This is a genomic window from Vibrio pomeroyi (assembly GCF_024347595.1).
Lineage (GTDB): Bacteria > Pseudomonadota > Gammaproteobacteria > Enterobacterales > Vibrionaceae > Vibrio > Vibrio pomeroyi.
This window is the reverse complement of sequence record NZ_AP025506.1, coordinates 240539-257569: the sequence shown is the minus strand read 5'-3', so window position 1 is coordinate 257569 and position 17031 is coordinate 240539. Positions and strand designations below refer to the sequence as shown.

Genomic DNA, 17031 nt, shown 5'->3' with positions numbered 1-17031 from the left:
AGATGTGTAAAGATACTGATATCATTGTGTTTTTACAGACAAAAGGCAGAAGCATGTCTCAATCAATTTGGCTCGCTATTGGGCTTGTTCTTATCGTCGAAGGGCTTGGTCCCTTAATTGCGCCCAATGGTTGGAGAAACATGGTCGCTCAACTCAGTGAGCAGCCAGACACTCAATTGCGCCGTATCGGTGGCTGCCTTGTTGTTGCGGGAGTGGTTATCGCATTCATGACTTATCGTTAGGCTTTCTCAAAGCACAACCCTGTTGAGCGACTCGCCTGAGATTCCAAAACCGTGAATTATCAGCTGCCAGAAAACAAAAAGGCTCCCATGATGGGAGCCTTTTTAATTTTTAGTGTGTTTAGCTATTTAAACTTAGCATTCGCTTTTCAACCAACGAATCAGCTTATTTTGCTTGAACACCGCTTGCTTGATTCATGTATTGGAAGAAGTCTGTCTTCGGATCCAGTACTAGAATGTCGCTCTTATCGCTAAATGATGTCTCATAAGCTTGTAGTGAACGCATGAAGCCAAAAAACTCAGGGTCTTTGTTGTACGCGTCAGAGTAGATCTTCGCAGCTTCTGCATCAGCATCACCACGAGTCACTCGAGCAGTACGGTCAGCTTCAGCAAGAACAGTCGCTACTTCTAGCTCAGCTTGAGCACGGATAACTTCTGCTTTCTCACGACCTTGAGAACGGTGTCTACGAGCAACCGATTCACGTTCTGCACGCATACGGCGGTAGATAGATTCACTGATTTCGTCAGGAAGGTTAATCTTCTTCATTCGGAAATCAACAACTTCAACACCTAAATCAGCCATCGCACTTTCTGACGTTCCAGATAGAACGTTTTCCATGATCTTATCGCGTTCGCCATCAACTTCTAGAGCTTCTGCAGCCGCTACCGTTGTAACAACTTCGCTATCAGCAGAGTCTGGTAAGATGTCCTTATTACGAGGGCCTGATACGATCTGCTTAATTTCACGAGAACCGATTTCAGAACGAAGAACATCTGTCACTTTACGCTCAAGAAGTGCTTCTGCCGTCATGATATTACCGCCACCGGTACTCAGATAAAAACGTCCAAAATCAGCAATACGCCATTTTGCGTAGGTATCAATTAGAACGTCTTTTTTCTCTGATGTTACGAAACGGTCAGAGCGACCATCCATCGTTTGAATACGAGCATCAAGTACTTTTACGCGATCAAACATTGGCAGTTTAAAGTGCAGGCCTGGTTCATAGATTCGTGATACGCCGTTGTCATCGAGAACTCGACCAAAACGAATTACCATGCCACGCTCACCTTCTTGAATCACAAACAGTGACATCAACAGAAGGGCAATCGTCACAACTAATACAGGGATCATTAATTTACGCATTATTAGTATCTCCCTTGGCGTGAACTGTCTGAACGAGTTTGAGTGCTAGGCTTAGGATCCGCTTGAGTTTCTAACTCAATTTGATCGTAAGTTGATGATGCTTTTGCAGGGCGAGTGCCCGACTGAGAACCACCTTGTGCGCCTAGCTTATCAATTGGTAGGTATAGCAAGTTACCGCTTGATTCAGAATCAATCAGGACTTTCGATGTGCTTGAGTACACTTTTTCCATTGTATCAAGGTACATACGGTTACGTGTTACTTCAGGAGCTGCTTGGTATTCAGGTAGCAGTTTCTCGAATTGAGCAACTTGACCTAGAGCACCATTAACTGTGCGCTCTGAGTAACCCACCGCTTCTTTCTTCAAACGCTCAGCACGACCTGTTGCTTTTGGAAGAATGTCATTTCGGTATGCTTCAGCTTCACGTTCGAAACGCTCTTCATCCTCACGAGCCGCGATTGCATCATCAAATGCATCTTTAACTTGCTCAGGTGGACGTGCTGACTGGAAGTTCACGTCAACAATAAGAATACCCATATCGTAGCTATCGATAATACGGTTTAGTGTTTCTTGAGTGCTTTGACGAATCTGTTGACGACCACTTGTCAGGATACTATCCATTAGTGAGTCACCAATTACTGCACGAAGCGCAGAATCTGTCGCTTGGCGTAAACTGTCGTCCGCATTCGTTACACGATACAAGTACTTGTATGGGTCAGAAACACGGTATTGAACACCCATTTCAACGGTCACAACGTTTTCGTCTTTAGTCAGCATGGTGCCTGACGCACGTAGAGAACGAATCGCTTGAACGTTTACTAGCTGCTCATCACTGATTTCATCGATGAAGCGTGGATGCCAGTTAAGACCAGGTTCTTCGATACGGTCGAACTGACCCAGTCGAAGTACTACTGCTCTTTCTGCTTCGCCAACGGTGTAGAAACCCGCGAAGAACCAGATAGCAATAGCGATAACGGCTATGACACCAAAGCCAATTGCACCGCCACCACCGATAGATGGTCCGTTACCGTTGCCACCTTTTTTACCAAACTTGCCACCTAACTTTTGACTTAGTTTACTAAACACTTCGTCTAGATCTGGCGGTCCTTGATCTCGGCCGCCGCGATTATTTTTATTACCCCAAGGGTCATTATCGCGGCCGTTATTATCGCCGTTGTTGTTATTTCCAGGCTCATTCCACGCCATTAGAAAGCTCCATCATTTGATATGACGTTATACTGTAGCAGTCTCTTTGGTAACGATAAAGTCACCTAAGAGCGCCCCTTCTCTTTTTTCAAGTTTAGACCAATCTATTTGTTGCATTCGGATATCTATCAACAAGTTACCAGTTTCATCATACTCTTCCTGTTGAATACATTTCATCTCGAAGAATAAGCTGCGAATACGGCCCTGATGTTGATGTGGAATACACAACCGGAATTGAACCATCTGACTAGCTAAACGCTCAGTTAAAGCTTCGAACAGCAGTTCAATACCTTCTCCTTCCATTGCAGAAACCCAAACAGCGCGAGGTGCGCCCTCTTCGTCTCTTTCAATTCGAGGTTTTTGGTCTTCCATGCAGTCAATCTTATTCATGACTACAAGGGTTGGCACTTCATGAGCATCGATTTCTTCTAATACTTCATGAACCGCCTGAATGTTCTCACGAAAGCGGTCGTCACTGGCATCAACAACATGTAACAAAATGTCAGCTTCCTGCGTCTCTTGTAACGTAGCCTTGAACGCAGCGACCAAGTCGTGTGGTAGATGACGGATAAAACCTACGGTGTCTGCGAGAATTGCAGGCCCGACATCTGCCAAATCAATCTTACGTAGTGTTGGGTCTAGGGTTGCAAACAGTTGGTCTGCAGCATAAACACCCGCACTAGTGATTCGATTGAAAAGTGTTGATTTCCCAGCGTTGGTATAACCAACCAAAGAAATTGTTGGGATTTCAGCTCGATTACGAGCACGTCGTCCTTGTTCACGCTGTTTAGCCACTTTCGCTAAACGACGTAATATTGCCTTTATACGGTCACGCAACAAACGTCGATCGGTTTCCAGTTGAGTTTCACCTGGACCACGAAGACCAATACCACCTTTCTGCCTTTCAAGGTGAGTCCAACCACGAATCAGTCGAGTAGAGATATGACGAAGCTGAGCGAGCTCAACTTGTAGCTTACCTTCGTGAGTTCGTGCACGTTGTGCAAAGATATCTAAGATCAGACCCGTGCGATCAATCACACGACATTTACACAATTGCTCGAGGTTTCGCTCTTGGGCAGGAGAGAGGGAGTGGTTAAAAATCACAATTTCAGCACCGGTTAGCTGAACAGCTTGTGCGATTTCTAGGGCTTTACCTTCTCCAACGTAGTATTTAGGGAGTGGGGATTGTCGGCTACCAGTAATCACTTGTAGCGTTTCTACCCCCGCTGAGGAGACCAGCATTTCACATTCGCTCAGGTCTTCCCATTCTCCCTCTTGCGTGAAGTTGATATGAACAAGTACGGCTCGCTCGCCGGATTCATAACGGTCAAACAAGCAACCAACTCCTTATTACAGCGCAAGCTGTATCAATTGAACGATTAATCTTCAGTCTTCTCTGGACGATCAGATGGCGTGCGTTGCTCGCCGCTGTGGTGACTTACTGCACGTGCAGGTACCACAGTAGAAATCGCATGCTTGTAAACCATTTGGTTTACAGTGTTCTTCAATAAGATCACGAATTGATCGAAAGACTCGATCTGACCTTGCAGCTTAATGCCGTTAACAAGATAGATAGAGACTGGAATGCGCTCACGACGGAGTGCATTTAGGAATGGGTCTTGTAGCGATTGCCCCTTAGCCATTTTATTTTCCTTATTTGTATTTTGTTGTAATTATTTAGCTAGTGGTGCACAAAAAGGTGCGGCCTTTGCATCTGAGCTAAATGAATAAAAAAACTCCGTTGTTATTGAAAGGCTGTGATTTTTTAAAAGCCTCAATAACGGATCCTTTCCAGAGTATATTCACGCAAAAGCGATCACATTATACACAGCAATACTAATCAGATGCTATTGCATCTGAAAGAGTTTCTAACGCTTGTTCAATGTTTTCGCTATCTAACCAAGTTAAATCATCCCAGCTGCGCAACCAGGTGATCTGTCGCTTGGCCAACTGACGGGTTGCACAGACACCACGAAAAACCGCTTCGTCTAAATCACAATTACCGTCTAAATAATCCCACATCTGCCTATAACCAACGCATCGAATCGATGGCAGCTCAGGGTGAAGATCTTCTCTGGCGTACAACGCCTTCATTTCCTCTTCAAAACCCGCTTCTATCATCTTCTCGAAACGCAGCTCAATGCGGCGATGGAGTTCAGTCCTTTCCTTGGGAGCTATAGCAAATTGTTTTACACGAAATGGCAGGCTATCGCCTTTCGTTTGAGTTAGCTCAGTTAATGTTTTACCCGAAATTCGATAAACTTCCAATGCCCTTGAAAGCCTTTGTGGATCATTTGGGTGTATTCTTTCAGCGGATACGGGATCTATCTCTCTTAATTGATCATGCAGAGCCTGCCAACCTTGTTCGATAGATTCCGCTTCAATCTGCTTACGAATCTCTTGATCCGCTGCGGGTAATGGCGATAAACCTTCCAACAATGCCTTGTAGTAAAGCATGGTTCCGCCAACAAGCAGCGGAATTTTGCCTTCCGCTACAATTGCATTCATTTCATTGATTGCATCACGACGAAAATCTGCCGCAGAGTACGCTTCGCTTGGATCCAGGATATCAATCAAGCGATGAGGCGCGAGCGCAAGCTCTTCCGCATCCGGTTTAGCGGTGCCGATATCCATGTCTTTGTAGATCAATGCCGAGTCGACACTGATGATCTCTACTGGGTATTTCTGACGTAAGCGGATAGCTAAATCTGTTTTTCCTGATGCCGTTGGGCCCATTAAAAACAACGCTAAAGGTAATTTTTCAGTCATGATATTTAGTATTTGTTTCTCTGTTATAGCGCTTTTTAGCAAAGGGCTTTATATCGCGATACATTCCGCTAAAAAGGGATGTCATCGCCAAAAGTTAAATCATAAACAGCCTAAGCCATAAATAAGCTTAATTTATCTAAAACTCAGCGGTGAAAATTCACCTACAAACTAAGCCATAAATGCCGTAATAGTCGCTGAAAAGTCGATAGGATTAACAAACTCTGGATCATCTAATGGAAGTAGACCATGCCAAAGTTGTTCAAGTTCCCCAACTAATTGAACCGCTTCAGATAAAGTGTAGTCGCTTTTTACTTGTGCGGTTTGAATCCCGATCCAGTTAACCAAGGATGGCAACAGGTCGTTAGGCTGCTTCACTGCACTTTGGGCATTTATTGAAGCCGCGTACGATAACAGATCTGGGATCAGAATTTGTAAGTTTTGCTGCCTCAAAGGAGACGGCACACCCATCACCATCACAGCTTCACTGTTTCGAGCTCTAAGCTCAATACCCAGCAATGCCAATGTTGGGCTCAGCGCCTTCGCCACCTCAACCAACTCGCTACCAAGCTTGATAGATAACGGAACCAATAACGGTTGGCTTTTTAACGCGCCACCCCGAGTATCAAGCTGACCAACAACACGCAGTAATTCAGCCTTGGCCAAGGAAACTAAAACACAGCCATTCTTGTTGCCCATCACGAGATATTGACGCTCAACAATCGAGACCGCTTTCCCTAGGTCCGTCACTGGTGTTCTTGGCTTCGAGCTAACTGGTTTCTGTTGAACCACCTCTGCTTCTGTTGGCGCCATTTGTTCTTGAGGAAGGGTGAGAGCTACAGTGTGCTCACCAAAATCTGGCGTTTTTAAAAGCTCTTTATAGGCTTTAACTTCGCGCTTTGAGGGCGCTGGCTCAGCATGATGTTGGTGTGGTTCTTTTTCTTTCTTCGGTGCAGGTCGAGACTCTATCCACTCTTGGCGAGGCGATCCTGTAAAACTGTTTTCACTAGCAGACGAGCTTCGGCCAGTTGATGAACTTGGGCTAGCTGATGAAGCATAGTGTCGCCCGCCATCATTAACGCGGTGTTGAGGCTTATCATGAGCCTGCTCAGATTCGGCTTTTCTCGGGTAGGCTGGCGTTTGCTCAATGGCGTGTCGCACCCTATCAGAGACCTGTAAATCATCCGAGTTAGTCGGTGTTCTATTTACTGGCTCAGAGAAGCCCGCACTCTCTCCTAAGTCAGACATCGAACCATCTTGTTGATAATTCGACGCTTCCGATTGGTGGAAAGCAGACTGATTGATAGGTGCAGCATCGATCTGCTTGCTCTGTGCTAAGCCATCACTCAATGCTTGGTAAATAAAGTCATGCACAAGGCGCGCTTGATGGAAACGCACTTCATGTTTAGCAGGGTGAACATTTACATCGACTTGATGTGGGTCCAACTCAATGAACAACACATACGTTGCGAATTGGTCAGGACGCAGACTGGTTTCGTAACTTTGACGAATCGCGTGATTGATCAGTTTGTCACGCATCATACGACCGTTCACATAACAGTATTGCAGATCGCTTTGCTGCCTTGCCCCTTCAGGTGTGGTGATCCAACCATGAAGTTTTAACCCTTGATGTTCAAGTTCAATCTTGAGCATGTGACGAACAAACGCATTACCACACACTGCAGCAATGCGCTTCTCAGCCTGAACATCGGTTTTTGCCGCACGATACTGACGAATCATTTTACCGTTATGACGAAGATTGATCGTCACATCAAAACGACTCAATGCGATGCGTTTCAACAGCTCATCAATATGGGTAAATTCGGTTTTCTCAGTGCGTAAGAACTTGCGACGAGCAGGAGTGTTGAAGAACAAGTCCAACACCTCAACAGAGGTACCAATTGGATGCGCTGCAGGCTGCAGTTTCACCTGCATATCTCGGCCTTCACTGTGTGCAGCCCAAGCTTGATCTTGAGTCGCAGGGCGTGAAGTCATGGTTAAGCGTGCAACAGAGCTGATACTCGCTAACGCTTCACCACGGAAGCCTAGGCTGACGATCGCCTCTAGGTCATCAAGAGTGTGGATTTTGGAGGTAGCATGACGACTCAGTGCCAACGCAAGCTCATCTTTAACGATGCCCTTACCGTTGTCACGAACGCGGATCATCTTGGCGCCGCCTTTCTCGATATCAATATCGATACGTGTCGCCCCAGAATCCAAACTGTTCTCAACCAGCTCTTTTACAACAGAGGCTGGCCTTTCTACCACTTCACCCGCTGCGATTTGGTTCGCTAAGCGAGCTGGCAGTATTTTGATCGTCATATTAATTGCTACCTTACTGCCATTGATGAAAACGCTTTTCCGCTTATGTTCGCACTTCTAAGTTAGTATTCTCAAGCTTGACTTCATTGAGTTGTTGCCAAATTATTTATGCGGAATAATCAGAACTTGGCCTATCGCCAGTTCATCAGAGCGTAGCTTGTTCGCTTGGCGAATACTGTTAACGCTCACGCCATATTTTGACGCAATCTTGCCAAGGTAATCGCCTCTTGCGACTTTATGTTTGCGCAGAGGGACATCCTTCACTTCAACCGTAATACGTAACTTTTGGCCCACTCTCACCGTCTCTGATTTCAAGCGGTTCTCACGTTTAATATCTGCTACCGATACTTTGTAGCGGCTGGCTATCTTGCCTAGGTACTCTCCAGACTTAACTGTGTGAGTGATGGTCTTAGTTTTAACAGCACTGCTTGATGATGAGCTTGAAGCGCCGCCTGGAATCTTAAGTACTTGACCGATCGCTAGGCTGCTTGATTTCAGATTGTTCAGTTTCATCAAGGCCTGTGTTGATGTGCCATATTTGCTCGCAATCACCGATAAAGATTCGCCACGAGACACTTTATGCTGACTCACACTACCCGTTGATGACGTTGCATTCGACAAGATAATCCCTTCAGGTGGGTTAGCTTTCAAATACTTAACCACGGCTTTGGTTACAGCACGCGCTAGTTTGTCTTGGTGCGAACGTTGGAAAAGCAGTTTCTCTTCCGTCGGGTTCGAAATAAAGCCTGTTTCAACTAACACAGATGGTATCTGTGGTGAACGTAATACTGCCAAACTGGTGTTAATCGGCTTGCTGTTGTGAAGCTTAGCAACCTTACCCATTTCAGAAAGAATTGCCGTTGCCAGCTTATAACCTTCTTTTTGCGAGTGGCTGAACTGTAAATCCAATAAAGTTTGGTTCACGTTCTTATCATCAATATTGCCTGTGAAAGCCGCACCGCTACCACCAAGTAGTTCAGACTGCTTCTCTTTGTTCTCAATCCAGCGAGAGATCTCTGTATTTGCACGTCGAGTGTTCAATACAAACACTGAACCACCTCTTGGTTGAGGCGTCGTAAAGGCATCGGCGTGAATAGAGATCATTAGGTGTGCTTCATTCTCACGAGCAATCGCAACACGTCGGTTCAGGTTGACAAAGTAATCGGCATTGCGCGTTAAGCGTGTCTTTATTCCCGGCACTGCATTGAGGTGTGCCGCAAGCTTTTTAGAAATGCTGAGAGTCGCATCTTTTTCATACTTACGAGATGGACCGATTGAGCCAGGGTCTTCACCACCGTGGCCAGGATCAATTACAATGAGAATGTCTTTCTGGCGCTTAACCTGATTGATGTCCTTGCTTACTGTTGGCTTACTCGGCGTCGACGTTGTTGTCCCTTTGCTTGCCGCACCATGAGGTAAATCGATCACCAAACGGTGCCCATACTGACCACCCGGAGTCGGGCTCAGTTTAAACAACTCCGCTTTAGACGACTTCTTTAACTCAAAAACTAAGCGATACGTCCCTTTCTGCGGTGGAGAGCTCTTACGAACTTTCGATAACACAGGGCTATCTTTCACCACGACAGGTAGCTTGGTTGCTAACTCCGTATTTTTTAGATCGACGACTAAACGACTTGGGCTACTCAGGGTGAAATAGCTAAAGTCGACTTCTGATTTGAGATCGATAACCACACGAGTTTCTTCAGGTGAAGGCCAAACCCTCAAACCTTTCAGTGAATTCGCAGAAACAAGTGATGAAAACAATAAAGAGAAAACAGCAGCCATCATGGCTACTGTTGAAAAAAGGCGTTTAGAAATCAACATAACTCCAACTGACTAAGTAAGCGCTGTCCGTATTCACTATTAGCGGTTAAATAAACAATACGGTGATCGTCTTGGTAACGAATATCAATATCCATGTCCGCTTCTGGTAGCATGCCATAGCCTTTTTCAGGCCATTCAACCAAACAGATCGCGTCCGGAGTAAAGTAATCACGAATCCCCATAAACTCGAGTTCTTCAGGATCGGCTAGGCGATATAGATCGAAGTGATACACCTGCCAATCTGCAAGTTGATAAGGTTCAACTAGAGTATACGTTGGGCTCTTTACATTTCCTTGATGGCCAAGTGCTTTTACAAAGCCACGACTGAATGTCGTTTTACCTGCGCCAAGATCACCATGCAGATAAATAGTCGTCTGCTGTGAGCAAAGATTAGAAAGCTCCGTTCCTAGTTGAATCGTTGCTTGTTCATCTTTCAAAGTAAATTGTTTAGTGCTCATGAATACGTTCTCTAAAAATCGATCGTTGACTATATAAAAATCAAAAGAACAAGAATAGTAAACCGTGATGCTTTTGGGAGACAAGCACTCAAGTGTAAGTTCTATGAAAAATACTGATCAAAACACGTCTGTTCTGGTCAATACCACTAAGATCCGTTAAGATCCGCCCCCATTTTTGCCGAACCTAATTTTAATCGATAAGAATCAAGCCATGAACCTAGACCATCTTGCTGAAAAAATTAAAATTTGGGGAAAAGAATTAGGCTTTCAAAAAGTTGGCATCTGCGATGTTGATTTAAGTGAACACGAAGCTCCTCTTCAAGCATGGCTAGATGCGGGTAATCACGGCGAAATGGATTGGATGGCTCGACATGGAATGATGCGAGCACGTCCTGATGAGCTTCACCCTGGCACCATTCGAGTGATCAGCGCCCGAATGAACTATCTACCACCAGAAGCTCAATTTGCCTCTAACCTAAGCGATACCACTCAAGGCTATATCAGCCGTTACTCTTTAGGCCGCGATTATCACAAATTGTTCCGTAACCAGTTGAAAAAGCTGGGACAAAGAATAGAGAAAGAGGTCGAAGGTTTAGATTCACGCCCTTTCGTGGATTCAGCGCCTATCTTGGAAAGACCACTTGCTCAAAAAGCAGGACTTGGTTGGACAGGTAAACACTCGCTTATTCTCGATAAAGACGCTGGGTCTTGGTTCTTCTTAGGAGAGCTACTGGTTAATATCCCTCTTCCGGTCGATCTGCCTAGTATTGACCAGTGTGGTAAATGCACCGCATGTATCACTTCTTGTCCTACTGGGGCCATTATTGCAGATGGCATTGTAGATGCGCGCAAATGTATCTCGTACTTAACCATCGAATATGATGGCGTGATCCCTGAAGAATTTAGAGACGCAATAGGAAACCGTATCTACGGTTGCGATGATTGCCAATTAGTTTGCCCGTGGAACCGTGAAGCTGATATTACAGAGCAAACTGACTTTCATCGCAGAGAAGATTTCCAAGAGGCTGATCTCGTCTCCCTTGCAAGTTGGGACGAAGCAACCTTTCTGAAGAAAATGGAAGGTTCAGCAATAAGACGCATTGGCCATACTCAATGGTTACGCAATATTTTCGTCGCGATGGGCAATGCACCGTTTCAACAACGTATTGTTGAAACGCTTGAGTCTCATCGAGGGGAAAGTGACTTATTGGATGTGCACATTGAGTGGGCTTTGCAAAAACAACTACAGCAGTTACCGAACTCAAATAGCGTGCAAGAAGGCAGCAGCAAAATCGCCACTAGAAAGCACAGATTGATACGTATTGTTGAGAAAGGCCTTCCAAGAGATGCCTAGCCCTTTAAGTATCAAGGATTGTCTCGTTACACCACATCAGCAGTCCAATATTTAAGACAACCCGTTGCACATAATTTTAGAACAATGTTTGACCTTGTTCTCAATTTTAACAATGTGGAAAAAATTCAGATCTCTCGTAAACTTCCGACACCCGCACAAAGTTAAACACAGTACTGATAAATGATTAAGATCAAAAAACAACAAGTTAACGATCTTTTATCAAATTGAAGATACACAGCTAACCTTATAAAAAACAGCAAGTTACCGACACTACAATTCAGCTAATATATTGAAAACAAGAAAGATCTTTTTGAGATATATAAAGAATTAAGCCTGAAATAACTTTATCAACCAAGTTATCCACATCGAACTATTTGTGGATAAGTCTGTTTATAGATGTGAAAAACCTCAAGTATCTGCTTCAGAGACCTGATGTTTACTAGCATTCCAGTTGCTAAGAAAAATTTAAGACAAAAAAATATCCACCATGATGGAGGATTATTTGCTTTTTTGGGGGATTATGCTTCGCAGCATTAAAGAAAGAGCGTGACCTTTAAGGTCCCCTTTAAACTCTGTGATCTAAAGAAAAACACGGTGGTTTAAAGTATCTTATTAGCTTTTTTAGAAGAAAGCTGGAGCGATACATCGGGTTCGAACCGATGACCTCAACCTTGGCAAGGTTGCGCTCTACCAACTGAGCTAGTATCGCATAAGTTAACCGCTGTCGCGTTTAACTGTAATGTGGTTGCGGGAGCCGGATTTGAACCGACGACCTTCGGGTTATGAGCCCGACGAGCTACCAAGCTGCTCCATCCCGCGTCCGGATGCATTGTTTAAGTCAATGAGTCTTGTCTCTAGGAGACTAATTTGGAGCGATACATCGGGTTCGAACCGATGACCTCAACCTTGGCAAGGTTGCGCTCTACCAACTGAGCTAGTATCGCATGAGTTAATCGCTATCGCGCTTAACTGTAATGTGGTTGCGGGAGCCGGATTTGAACCGACGACCTTCGGGTTATGAGCCCGACGAGCTACCAAGCTGCTCCATCCCGCGTCCGGATGCATTGTTTAAGTCAATGAATCTTGTCTCTAGGAGACGAATTTGGAGCGATACATCGGGTTCGAACCGATGACCTCAACCTTGGCAAGGTTGCGCTCTACCAACTGAGCTAGTATCGCATAAGTTAATCGCTGTCGCGCTTAACTGTAATGTGGTTGCGGGAGCCGGATTTGAACCGACGACCTTCGGGTTATGAGCCCGACGAGCTACCAAGCTGCTCCATCCCGCGTCCGGATGCATTGTTTAAGTCAATGAATCTTGTCTCTAGGAGACGAATTTGGAGCGATACATCGGGTTCGAACCGATGACCTCAACCTTGGCAAGGTTGCGCTCTACCAACTGAGCTAGTATCGCATAAGTTAACCGCTATCGCGTTTAACTGTAATGTGGTTGCGGGAGCCGGATTTGAACCGACGACCTTCGGGTTATGAGCCCGACGAGCTACCAAGCTGCTCCATCCCGCGTCCGGATGCATTGTTTAAGACAATGAGACTAAACCATTTTCATTCTGAGTACTTTCTCTAGGAGATGACTTCTAAGAATTGAATTTGGAGCGATACATCGGGTTCGAACCGATGACCTCAACCTTGGCAAGGTTGCGCTCTACCAACTGAGCTAGTATCGCATAAGTTAACCGCTGTCGCGTTTAACTGTAATGTGGTTGCGGGAGCCGGATTTGAACCGACGACCTTCGGGTTATGAGCCCGACGAGCTACCAAGCTGCTCCATCCCGCGTCCGGATGCATTGTTTAAGTCAATGAATCTTGTCTCTAGGAGACGAATTTGGAGCGATACATCGGGTTCGAACCGATGACCTCAACCTTGGCAAGGTTGCGCTCTACCAACTGAGCTAGTATCGCATAAGTTAACCGCTATCGCGTTTAACTGTAATGTGGTTGCGGGAGCCGGATTTGAACCGACGACCTTCGGGTTATGAGCCCGACGAGCTACCAAGCTGCTCCATCCCGCGTCCGGATGCATTGTTTAAGACAATGAGACTAAACCATTTTCATTCTGAGTACTTTCTCTAGGAGATGACTTCTAAGAATTGAATTTGGAGCGATACATCGGGTTCGAACCGATGACCTCAACCTTGGCAAGGTTGCGCTCTACCAACTGAGCTAGTATCGCATAAGTTAACCGCTGTCGCGTTTAACTGTAATGTGGTTGCGGGAGCCGGATTTGAACCGACGACCTTCGGGTTATGAGCCCGACGAGCTACCAAGCTGCTCCATCCCGCGTCCGGATGCATTGTTTAAGTCAATGAGTCTTGTCTCTAGGAGACTAATTTGGAGCGATACATCGGGTTCGAACCGATGACCTCAACCTTGGCAAGGTTGCGCTCTACCAACTGAGCTAGTATCGCATTATAAAAGGTCTTTCACCTTTCGATTACCGCTTTCGCCATAACCTACAAATTGGAGCGATACATCGGGTTCGAACCGATGACCTCAACCTTGGCAAGGTTGCGCTCTACCAACTGAGCTAGTATCGCAATCTGAAAACGTCTTTCGCCGTTCAGGGCTGCGAATTATAAGAGCATTTTTTTGTGATGCAAGTCCTTAATGCAAAATTACGAAACTTTTTACTCAACTGCTGTAAAAGCACACAGATTTGCAAAAAAATTAGCTCTTATGTCCCTGAAAAGTTAGATAAACGTGATCATTTTATCCGACTAGATGTTAATAATCGTTTTTCGGTAGTACTGCAGCTCTGCGATCGACTCTCGAATATCATCAAGTGCTAGGTGACTTCCAGACTTTGAAAAACCGTCTAACACTTCAGGCTTCCAACGACGAGTCAGCTCTTTCAGCGTGCTTACATCGACATAACGGTAGTGGAAGTACTCTTCCAATTCTGGCATGTGCTTGTATAGGAAGCGGCGATCTTGACCGATGCTATTGCCACAGATTGGAGACTTACCTTTTGGTACCCACTTCTCAAGAAACTCAATCGTTTGTTGGATGGCATCTTGCTCTGAAACCGTGCTTTCTTGGATTCGCTTCACTAGGCCACTGCCGGTGTGAGTCGTTGTGCACCACTCGTCCATCTTGTCTAATTCACTCTGAGGTTGGTGAATAGCCAAAACAGGTCCTTCAGCAAGGATGTTAAGCTCACTATCGGTAACGATAGTCGCAATTTCAATGATTTTATGAGTTTCAGGATCAAGTCCTGTCATCTCTAGATCAACCCAAATTAGGTTCTGATCGCTAAAGGACATAAGGCGTCGCCTATTTGTTTAAGTGTAAAAGAGGTACTATACCCAAATAACTATACTCAAACTAGCTTTAGGGCCATCGAAATCACGTGGCACCAGCAACACCCAGTTTGAGTTCCCAATCATCAAGTTAGATGTGTTAAGTGAAAAATTGTGGCTAAAAAAAAGAAGTTAACCAAAGGTCAGGTACGTCGAGTACGTAGCAACCAGAACAAGCGACTCAAGAAAGAAGATTCTATCCAATGGGATGAGAACATGCTGGGCGGAACCAAAAGCGGACTCGTGATTACGCGCTTTGGCCAACATGCTGATATCGAAGATCTTGAAACAAACGAAGTTCATCGTTGTAACTTACGCCGTAGTATCGAGACTTTGGTTTCTGGTGACCGAGTGACTTGGCGTGCAGGCTTAGAATCCATGGCTGGTATTTCTGGCGTTGTAGAAGCCGTTGAACCAAGAACTTCAATGCTGACTCGCCCTGATTACTACGACGGCCTAAAACCGGTTGCGGCTAACGTTGACCAAATGGTTATCGTGTCAGCTGTGCTACCAGAGCTATCACTTAATATTATCGACCGCTACTTGATCGCTTCTGAAACGGTCAACATCGCGCCTCTTGTTGTTCTGAACAAGGTAGACTTGCTGACCGAAGAACAGATTGCGGAATACCGTGAGACGCTTAAAGAGTACGAGAAGATCGGCTACAAAGTGATGTTCGTGAGTAAAGAATCTGGCTACGGCATCAAAGAGCTGGAAGCTGAGCTCAAAGATCGCATCAACATCTTCGTTGGTCAGTCTGGTGTGGGTAAATCAAGCCTAGTGAATGCGTTAATGCCAACGCTAGACATTGAAGAGGGTGAAGTCTCTGAAAACTCAGGTCTTGGCCAACATACAACTACGGCAGCTCGTTTATACCATTTCCCTTCTGGTGGCGACCTTATCGATTCTCCAGGGGTTCGTGAGTTCGGCCTATGGCACCTTGAAGCTGACGAAATCACTGAAGCCTTCATCGAATTCAAGCCTTACCTTGGCGGCTGTAAGTTCCGCGACTGTAAGCACAATGATGACCCGGGTTGTATCCTGCGCGAGGCTGTTGAAGATGGAAAGATCAGTCGACTGCGTTTCGACAACTACCATCGCATCATTGAAAGCATGGCAAACAACAAAGATAACCGTCAGTATTCACGCAACAAAAAAGCCGATCTCTAATCGCGTTTTTGTGAACAAATGTGTGCATTTACTGACAATTGGCGCGAACTTAAGTAACATCTCGCGCCCTAAAGCGTCATCGACAGATTTAATTGAACAACAAATAGCATTGGAAAATTAATACAATGGATAAGATTAAAGTTGGATTGCAGTACTGGATTCCACAACATGGACTGACTCGTCTAGTCGGCAAACTTGCGTCTGCTAAAGCGGGCGGCTTAACGACAGCGATCATCAACTGGTTCATAAAGCAATACAAAGTGAACATGGATGAAGCGCTGCATAGCGATCCAAAGCACTTTAAAACATTCAATGAATTCTTCGTACGTGAATTGAAAGAAGGCATGCGCCCTATCGCTGAAGGCGAGTCTGTTATCGTTCACCCTGCCGATGCTCGCGTAAGCCAATTTGGTCCAATTACTGACGGCCAACTTATTCAGGCTAAAGGTCACGATTACTCAGCTCGCGAGCTATTAGGTGGTGATGCTGCATTAGCGGATGAGTTTAAAGACGGTGAGTTCGCAACGCTTTACTTGTCTCCAAGTGATTACCACCGCGTGCACATGCCATGCGATGGCACACTACGCCAGATGATCTACGTTCCAGGTGACCTTTTCTCTGTTAACCCATTAACAGCTGAGAACGTTCCAAACCTATTCGCACGTAACGAGCGCGTAGTGTGTATCTTCGATACGGAATTTGGCCCAATGGCACAAGTGCTGGTTGGTGCAACTATCGTAGGCAGCATCGAGCAAGTATGGGCAGGCACCATCACTCCACCACGCGGTAACTCTGTGTACAAATGGGATTACCCAGCACAAGGTGATAAAGCTATCATCTTGAAGAAAGGCGAAGAGATGGGTCGCTTTAAGCTTGGTTCAACGGTTATCAACCTGTTTGCGAAAGATGCAATCAAGTTTGACGACACGATGCAAAATGGCGAGAAGACCGTTCTAGGTACACCTTTCGCGCACATTGCTGGCAAAGAAGTTGAGACTGAAGCTGTTGATTCAGCAGAGAACACAGACCAAGCTTAACGATTGAGTTAACTCATTCGGTTTTAAAGGCGCGTTATTTTTCTATGTTTAGAAAAGAACGCGCCTTTTTCTTATCTAGTTCGAGACACTTTCCCCTCAAGATTTCAATCAATCTAACTACCGACAACCTTGCTCTCAACGATCCGTACGTTGAATTACCAAGAAAAAATATTGACCAAAAACAAAACAGTTGCC

Annotated in this window: 13 protein-coding genes and 16 tRNA genes; 4 read left to right on the top strand and 25 right to left on the bottom strand. The window is 45.3% G+C overall.

Annotated elements, in window-relative coordinates:
• The first annotated feature begins 53 nt into the window (after positions 1 to 53).
• Positions 54 to 242, top strand: a complete 189-nt coding sequence (locus OCV12_RS01230) for a DUF2065 domain-containing protein (RefSeq protein WP_026084436.1) — start codon at positions 54 to 56, stop codon at positions 240 to 242.
• Positions 243 to 405: 163 nt separating this feature from the next.
• On the opposite strand, the gene hflC is transcribed toward OCV12_RS01230, so the two are convergent.
• From hflC to tsaE, 8 genes are all read right to left on the bottom strand, one after another.
• Complete coding sequence (gene hflC / locus OCV12_RS01225) at positions 406 to 1383, bottom strand: protease modulator HflC (protein WP_017632701.1); 978 nt, start codon at positions 1381 to 1383, stop codon at positions 406 to 408.
• A gap of 2 nt (positions 1384 to 1385) precedes the next feature.
• Entirely contained in the window at positions 1386 to 2588 is a 1203-nt protein-coding gene (gene hflK, locus OCV12_RS01220) for an FtsH protease activity modulator HflK (protein ID WP_239848026.1), read from the bottom strand.
• Between the two features lie 27 nt (positions 2589 to 2615).
• Complete coding sequence (hflX, locus tag OCV12_RS01215; RefSeq protein WP_261885173.1) at positions 2616 to 3923, bottom strand: ribosome rescue GTPase HflX; 1308 nt, start codon at positions 3921 to 3923, stop codon at positions 2616 to 2618.
• Positions 3924 to 3967: 44 nt separating this feature from the next.
• A complete protein-coding gene (gene hfq, locus OCV12_RS01210) occupies positions 3968 to 4231 on the bottom strand; it encodes an RNA chaperone Hfq (protein WP_017059927.1) in 264 nt (87 codons plus the stop codon).
• 193 nt (positions 4232 to 4424) lie between these two features.
• A complete protein-coding gene (gene miaA, locus OCV12_RS01205) occupies positions 4425 to 5357 on the bottom strand; it encodes a tRNA (adenosine(37)-N6)-dimethylallyltransferase MiaA (protein WP_176680793.1) in 933 nt (310 codons plus the stop codon).
• Positions 5358 to 5525: 168 nt separating this feature from the next.
• Complete coding sequence (gene mutL / locus OCV12_RS01200; protein ID WP_261885172.1) at positions 5526 to 7676, bottom strand: DNA mismatch repair endonuclease MutL; 2151 nt, start codon at positions 7674 to 7676, stop codon at positions 5526 to 5528.
• Positions 7677 to 7778: 102 nt separating this feature from the next.
• The gene (locus OCV12_RS01195) at positions 7779 to 9500 is read right to left on the bottom strand and encodes an N-acetylmuramoyl-L-alanine amidase (RefSeq protein ID WP_261885171.1); all 1722 of its coding nucleotides are present in this window, start codon (positions 9498 to 9500) and stop codon (positions 7779 to 7781) included.
• Positions 9494 to 9958, bottom strand: a complete 465-nt coding sequence (gene tsaE / locus OCV12_RS01190; RefSeq protein WP_261885170.1) for a tRNA (adenosine(37)-N6)-threonylcarbamoyltransferase complex ATPase subunit type 1 TsaE — start codon at positions 9956 to 9958, stop codon at positions 9494 to 9496. Before tsaE ends, OCV12_RS01195 begins: the two co-directional genes overlap by 7 nt.
• A 211-nt stretch (positions 9959 to 10169) precedes the next feature.
• Here tsaE and queG point away from each other — a divergent pair, with 211 nt between their 5' ends.
• Positions 10170 to 11312 (top strand): tRNA epoxyqueuosine(34) reductase QueG, encoded by a 1143-nt coding sequence (gene queG, locus OCV12_RS01185; RefSeq protein WP_261885169.1) that lies wholly within the window; start codon positions 10170 to 10172, stop codon positions 11310 to 11312.
• A 633-nt stretch (positions 11313 to 11945) separates the two neighbouring features.
• On the opposite strand, the gene OCV12_RS01180 is transcribed toward queG, so the two are convergent.
• The 17 genes from OCV12_RS01180 to orn all read right to left on the bottom strand — a co-directional run bounded on the left by OCV12_RS01180 (position 11946) and on the right by orn (position 14593).
• Positions 11946 to 12021, bottom strand: a tRNA-Gly gene (locus OCV12_RS01180).
• Between the two features lie 33 nt (positions 12022 to 12054).
• A tRNA-Met gene (locus OCV12_RS01175) sits at positions 12055 to 12131 on the bottom strand.
• A gap of 49 nt (positions 12132 to 12180) precedes the next feature.
• Positions 12181 to 12256, bottom strand: a tRNA-Gly gene (locus OCV12_RS01170).
• A gap of 33 nt (positions 12257 to 12289) precedes the next feature.
• Positions 12290 to 12366: transfer RNA gene (locus OCV12_RS01165), tRNA-Met, on the bottom strand.
• A gap of 49 nt (positions 12367 to 12415) precedes the next feature.
• Positions 12416 to 12491, bottom strand: a tRNA-Gly gene (locus OCV12_RS01160).
• 33 nt (positions 12492 to 12524) lie between these two features.
• Positions 12525 to 12601 (bottom strand) — tRNA-Met (locus OCV12_RS01155).
• Positions 12602 to 12650: 49 nt separating this feature from the next.
• Positions 12651 to 12726 (bottom strand) — tRNA-Gly (locus OCV12_RS01150).
• A gap of 33 nt (positions 12727 to 12759) precedes the next feature.
• Positions 12760 to 12836: transfer RNA gene (locus OCV12_RS01145), tRNA-Met, on the bottom strand.
• A gap of 85 nt (positions 12837 to 12921) precedes the next feature.
• A tRNA-Gly gene (locus OCV12_RS01140) sits at positions 12922 to 12997 on the bottom strand.
• Positions 12998 to 13030: 33 nt separating this feature from the next.
• Positions 13031 to 13107: transfer RNA gene (locus OCV12_RS01135), tRNA-Met, on the bottom strand.
• Positions 13108 to 13156: 49 nt separating this feature from the next.
• Positions 13157 to 13232: transfer RNA gene (locus OCV12_RS01130), tRNA-Gly, on the bottom strand.
• Positions 13233 to 13265: 33 nt separating this feature from the next.
• Positions 13266 to 13342, bottom strand: a tRNA-Met gene (locus tag OCV12_RS01125).
• An 85-nt stretch (positions 13343 to 13427) separates the two neighbouring features.
• A tRNA-Gly gene (locus OCV12_RS01120) sits at positions 13428 to 13503 on the bottom strand.
• A gap of 33 nt (positions 13504 to 13536) precedes the next feature.
• Positions 13537 to 13613, bottom strand: a tRNA-Met gene (locus tag OCV12_RS01115).
• Between the two features lie 49 nt (positions 13614 to 13662).
• Positions 13663 to 13738 (bottom strand) — tRNA-Gly (locus OCV12_RS01110).
• A gap of 53 nt (positions 13739 to 13791) precedes the next feature.
• Positions 13792 to 13867, bottom strand: a tRNA-Gly gene (locus tag OCV12_RS01105).
• 180 nt (positions 13868 to 14047) lie between these two features.
• Positions 14048 to 14593, bottom strand: coding sequence for an oligoribonuclease (gene orn / locus OCV12_RS01100; RefSeq protein ID WP_010434065.1), 546 nt, complete (start codon positions 14591 to 14593; stop codon positions 14048 to 14050).
• Between the two features lie 150 nt (positions 14594 to 14743).
• Between orn and rsgA the strand changes: the two genes are divergently transcribed.
• On the top strand, positions 14744 to 15799 hold the full coding sequence (gene rsgA, locus OCV12_RS01095) for a small ribosomal subunit biogenesis GTPase RsgA (protein ID WP_239848022.1): 1056 nt from the start codon (positions 14744 to 14746) through the stop codon (positions 15797 to 15799).
• A 125-nt stretch (positions 15800 to 15924) separates the two neighbouring features.
• Positions 15925 to 16836 carry an archaetidylserine decarboxylase gene (gene asd / locus OCV12_RS01090; RefSeq protein ID WP_261885168.1) on the top strand — a complete coding sequence of 304 codons (912 nt, stop codon included), beginning with the start codon at positions 15925 to 15927 and terminating at the stop codon, positions 16834 to 16836.
• Positions 16837 to 17031 lie beyond the last annotated feature (195 nt).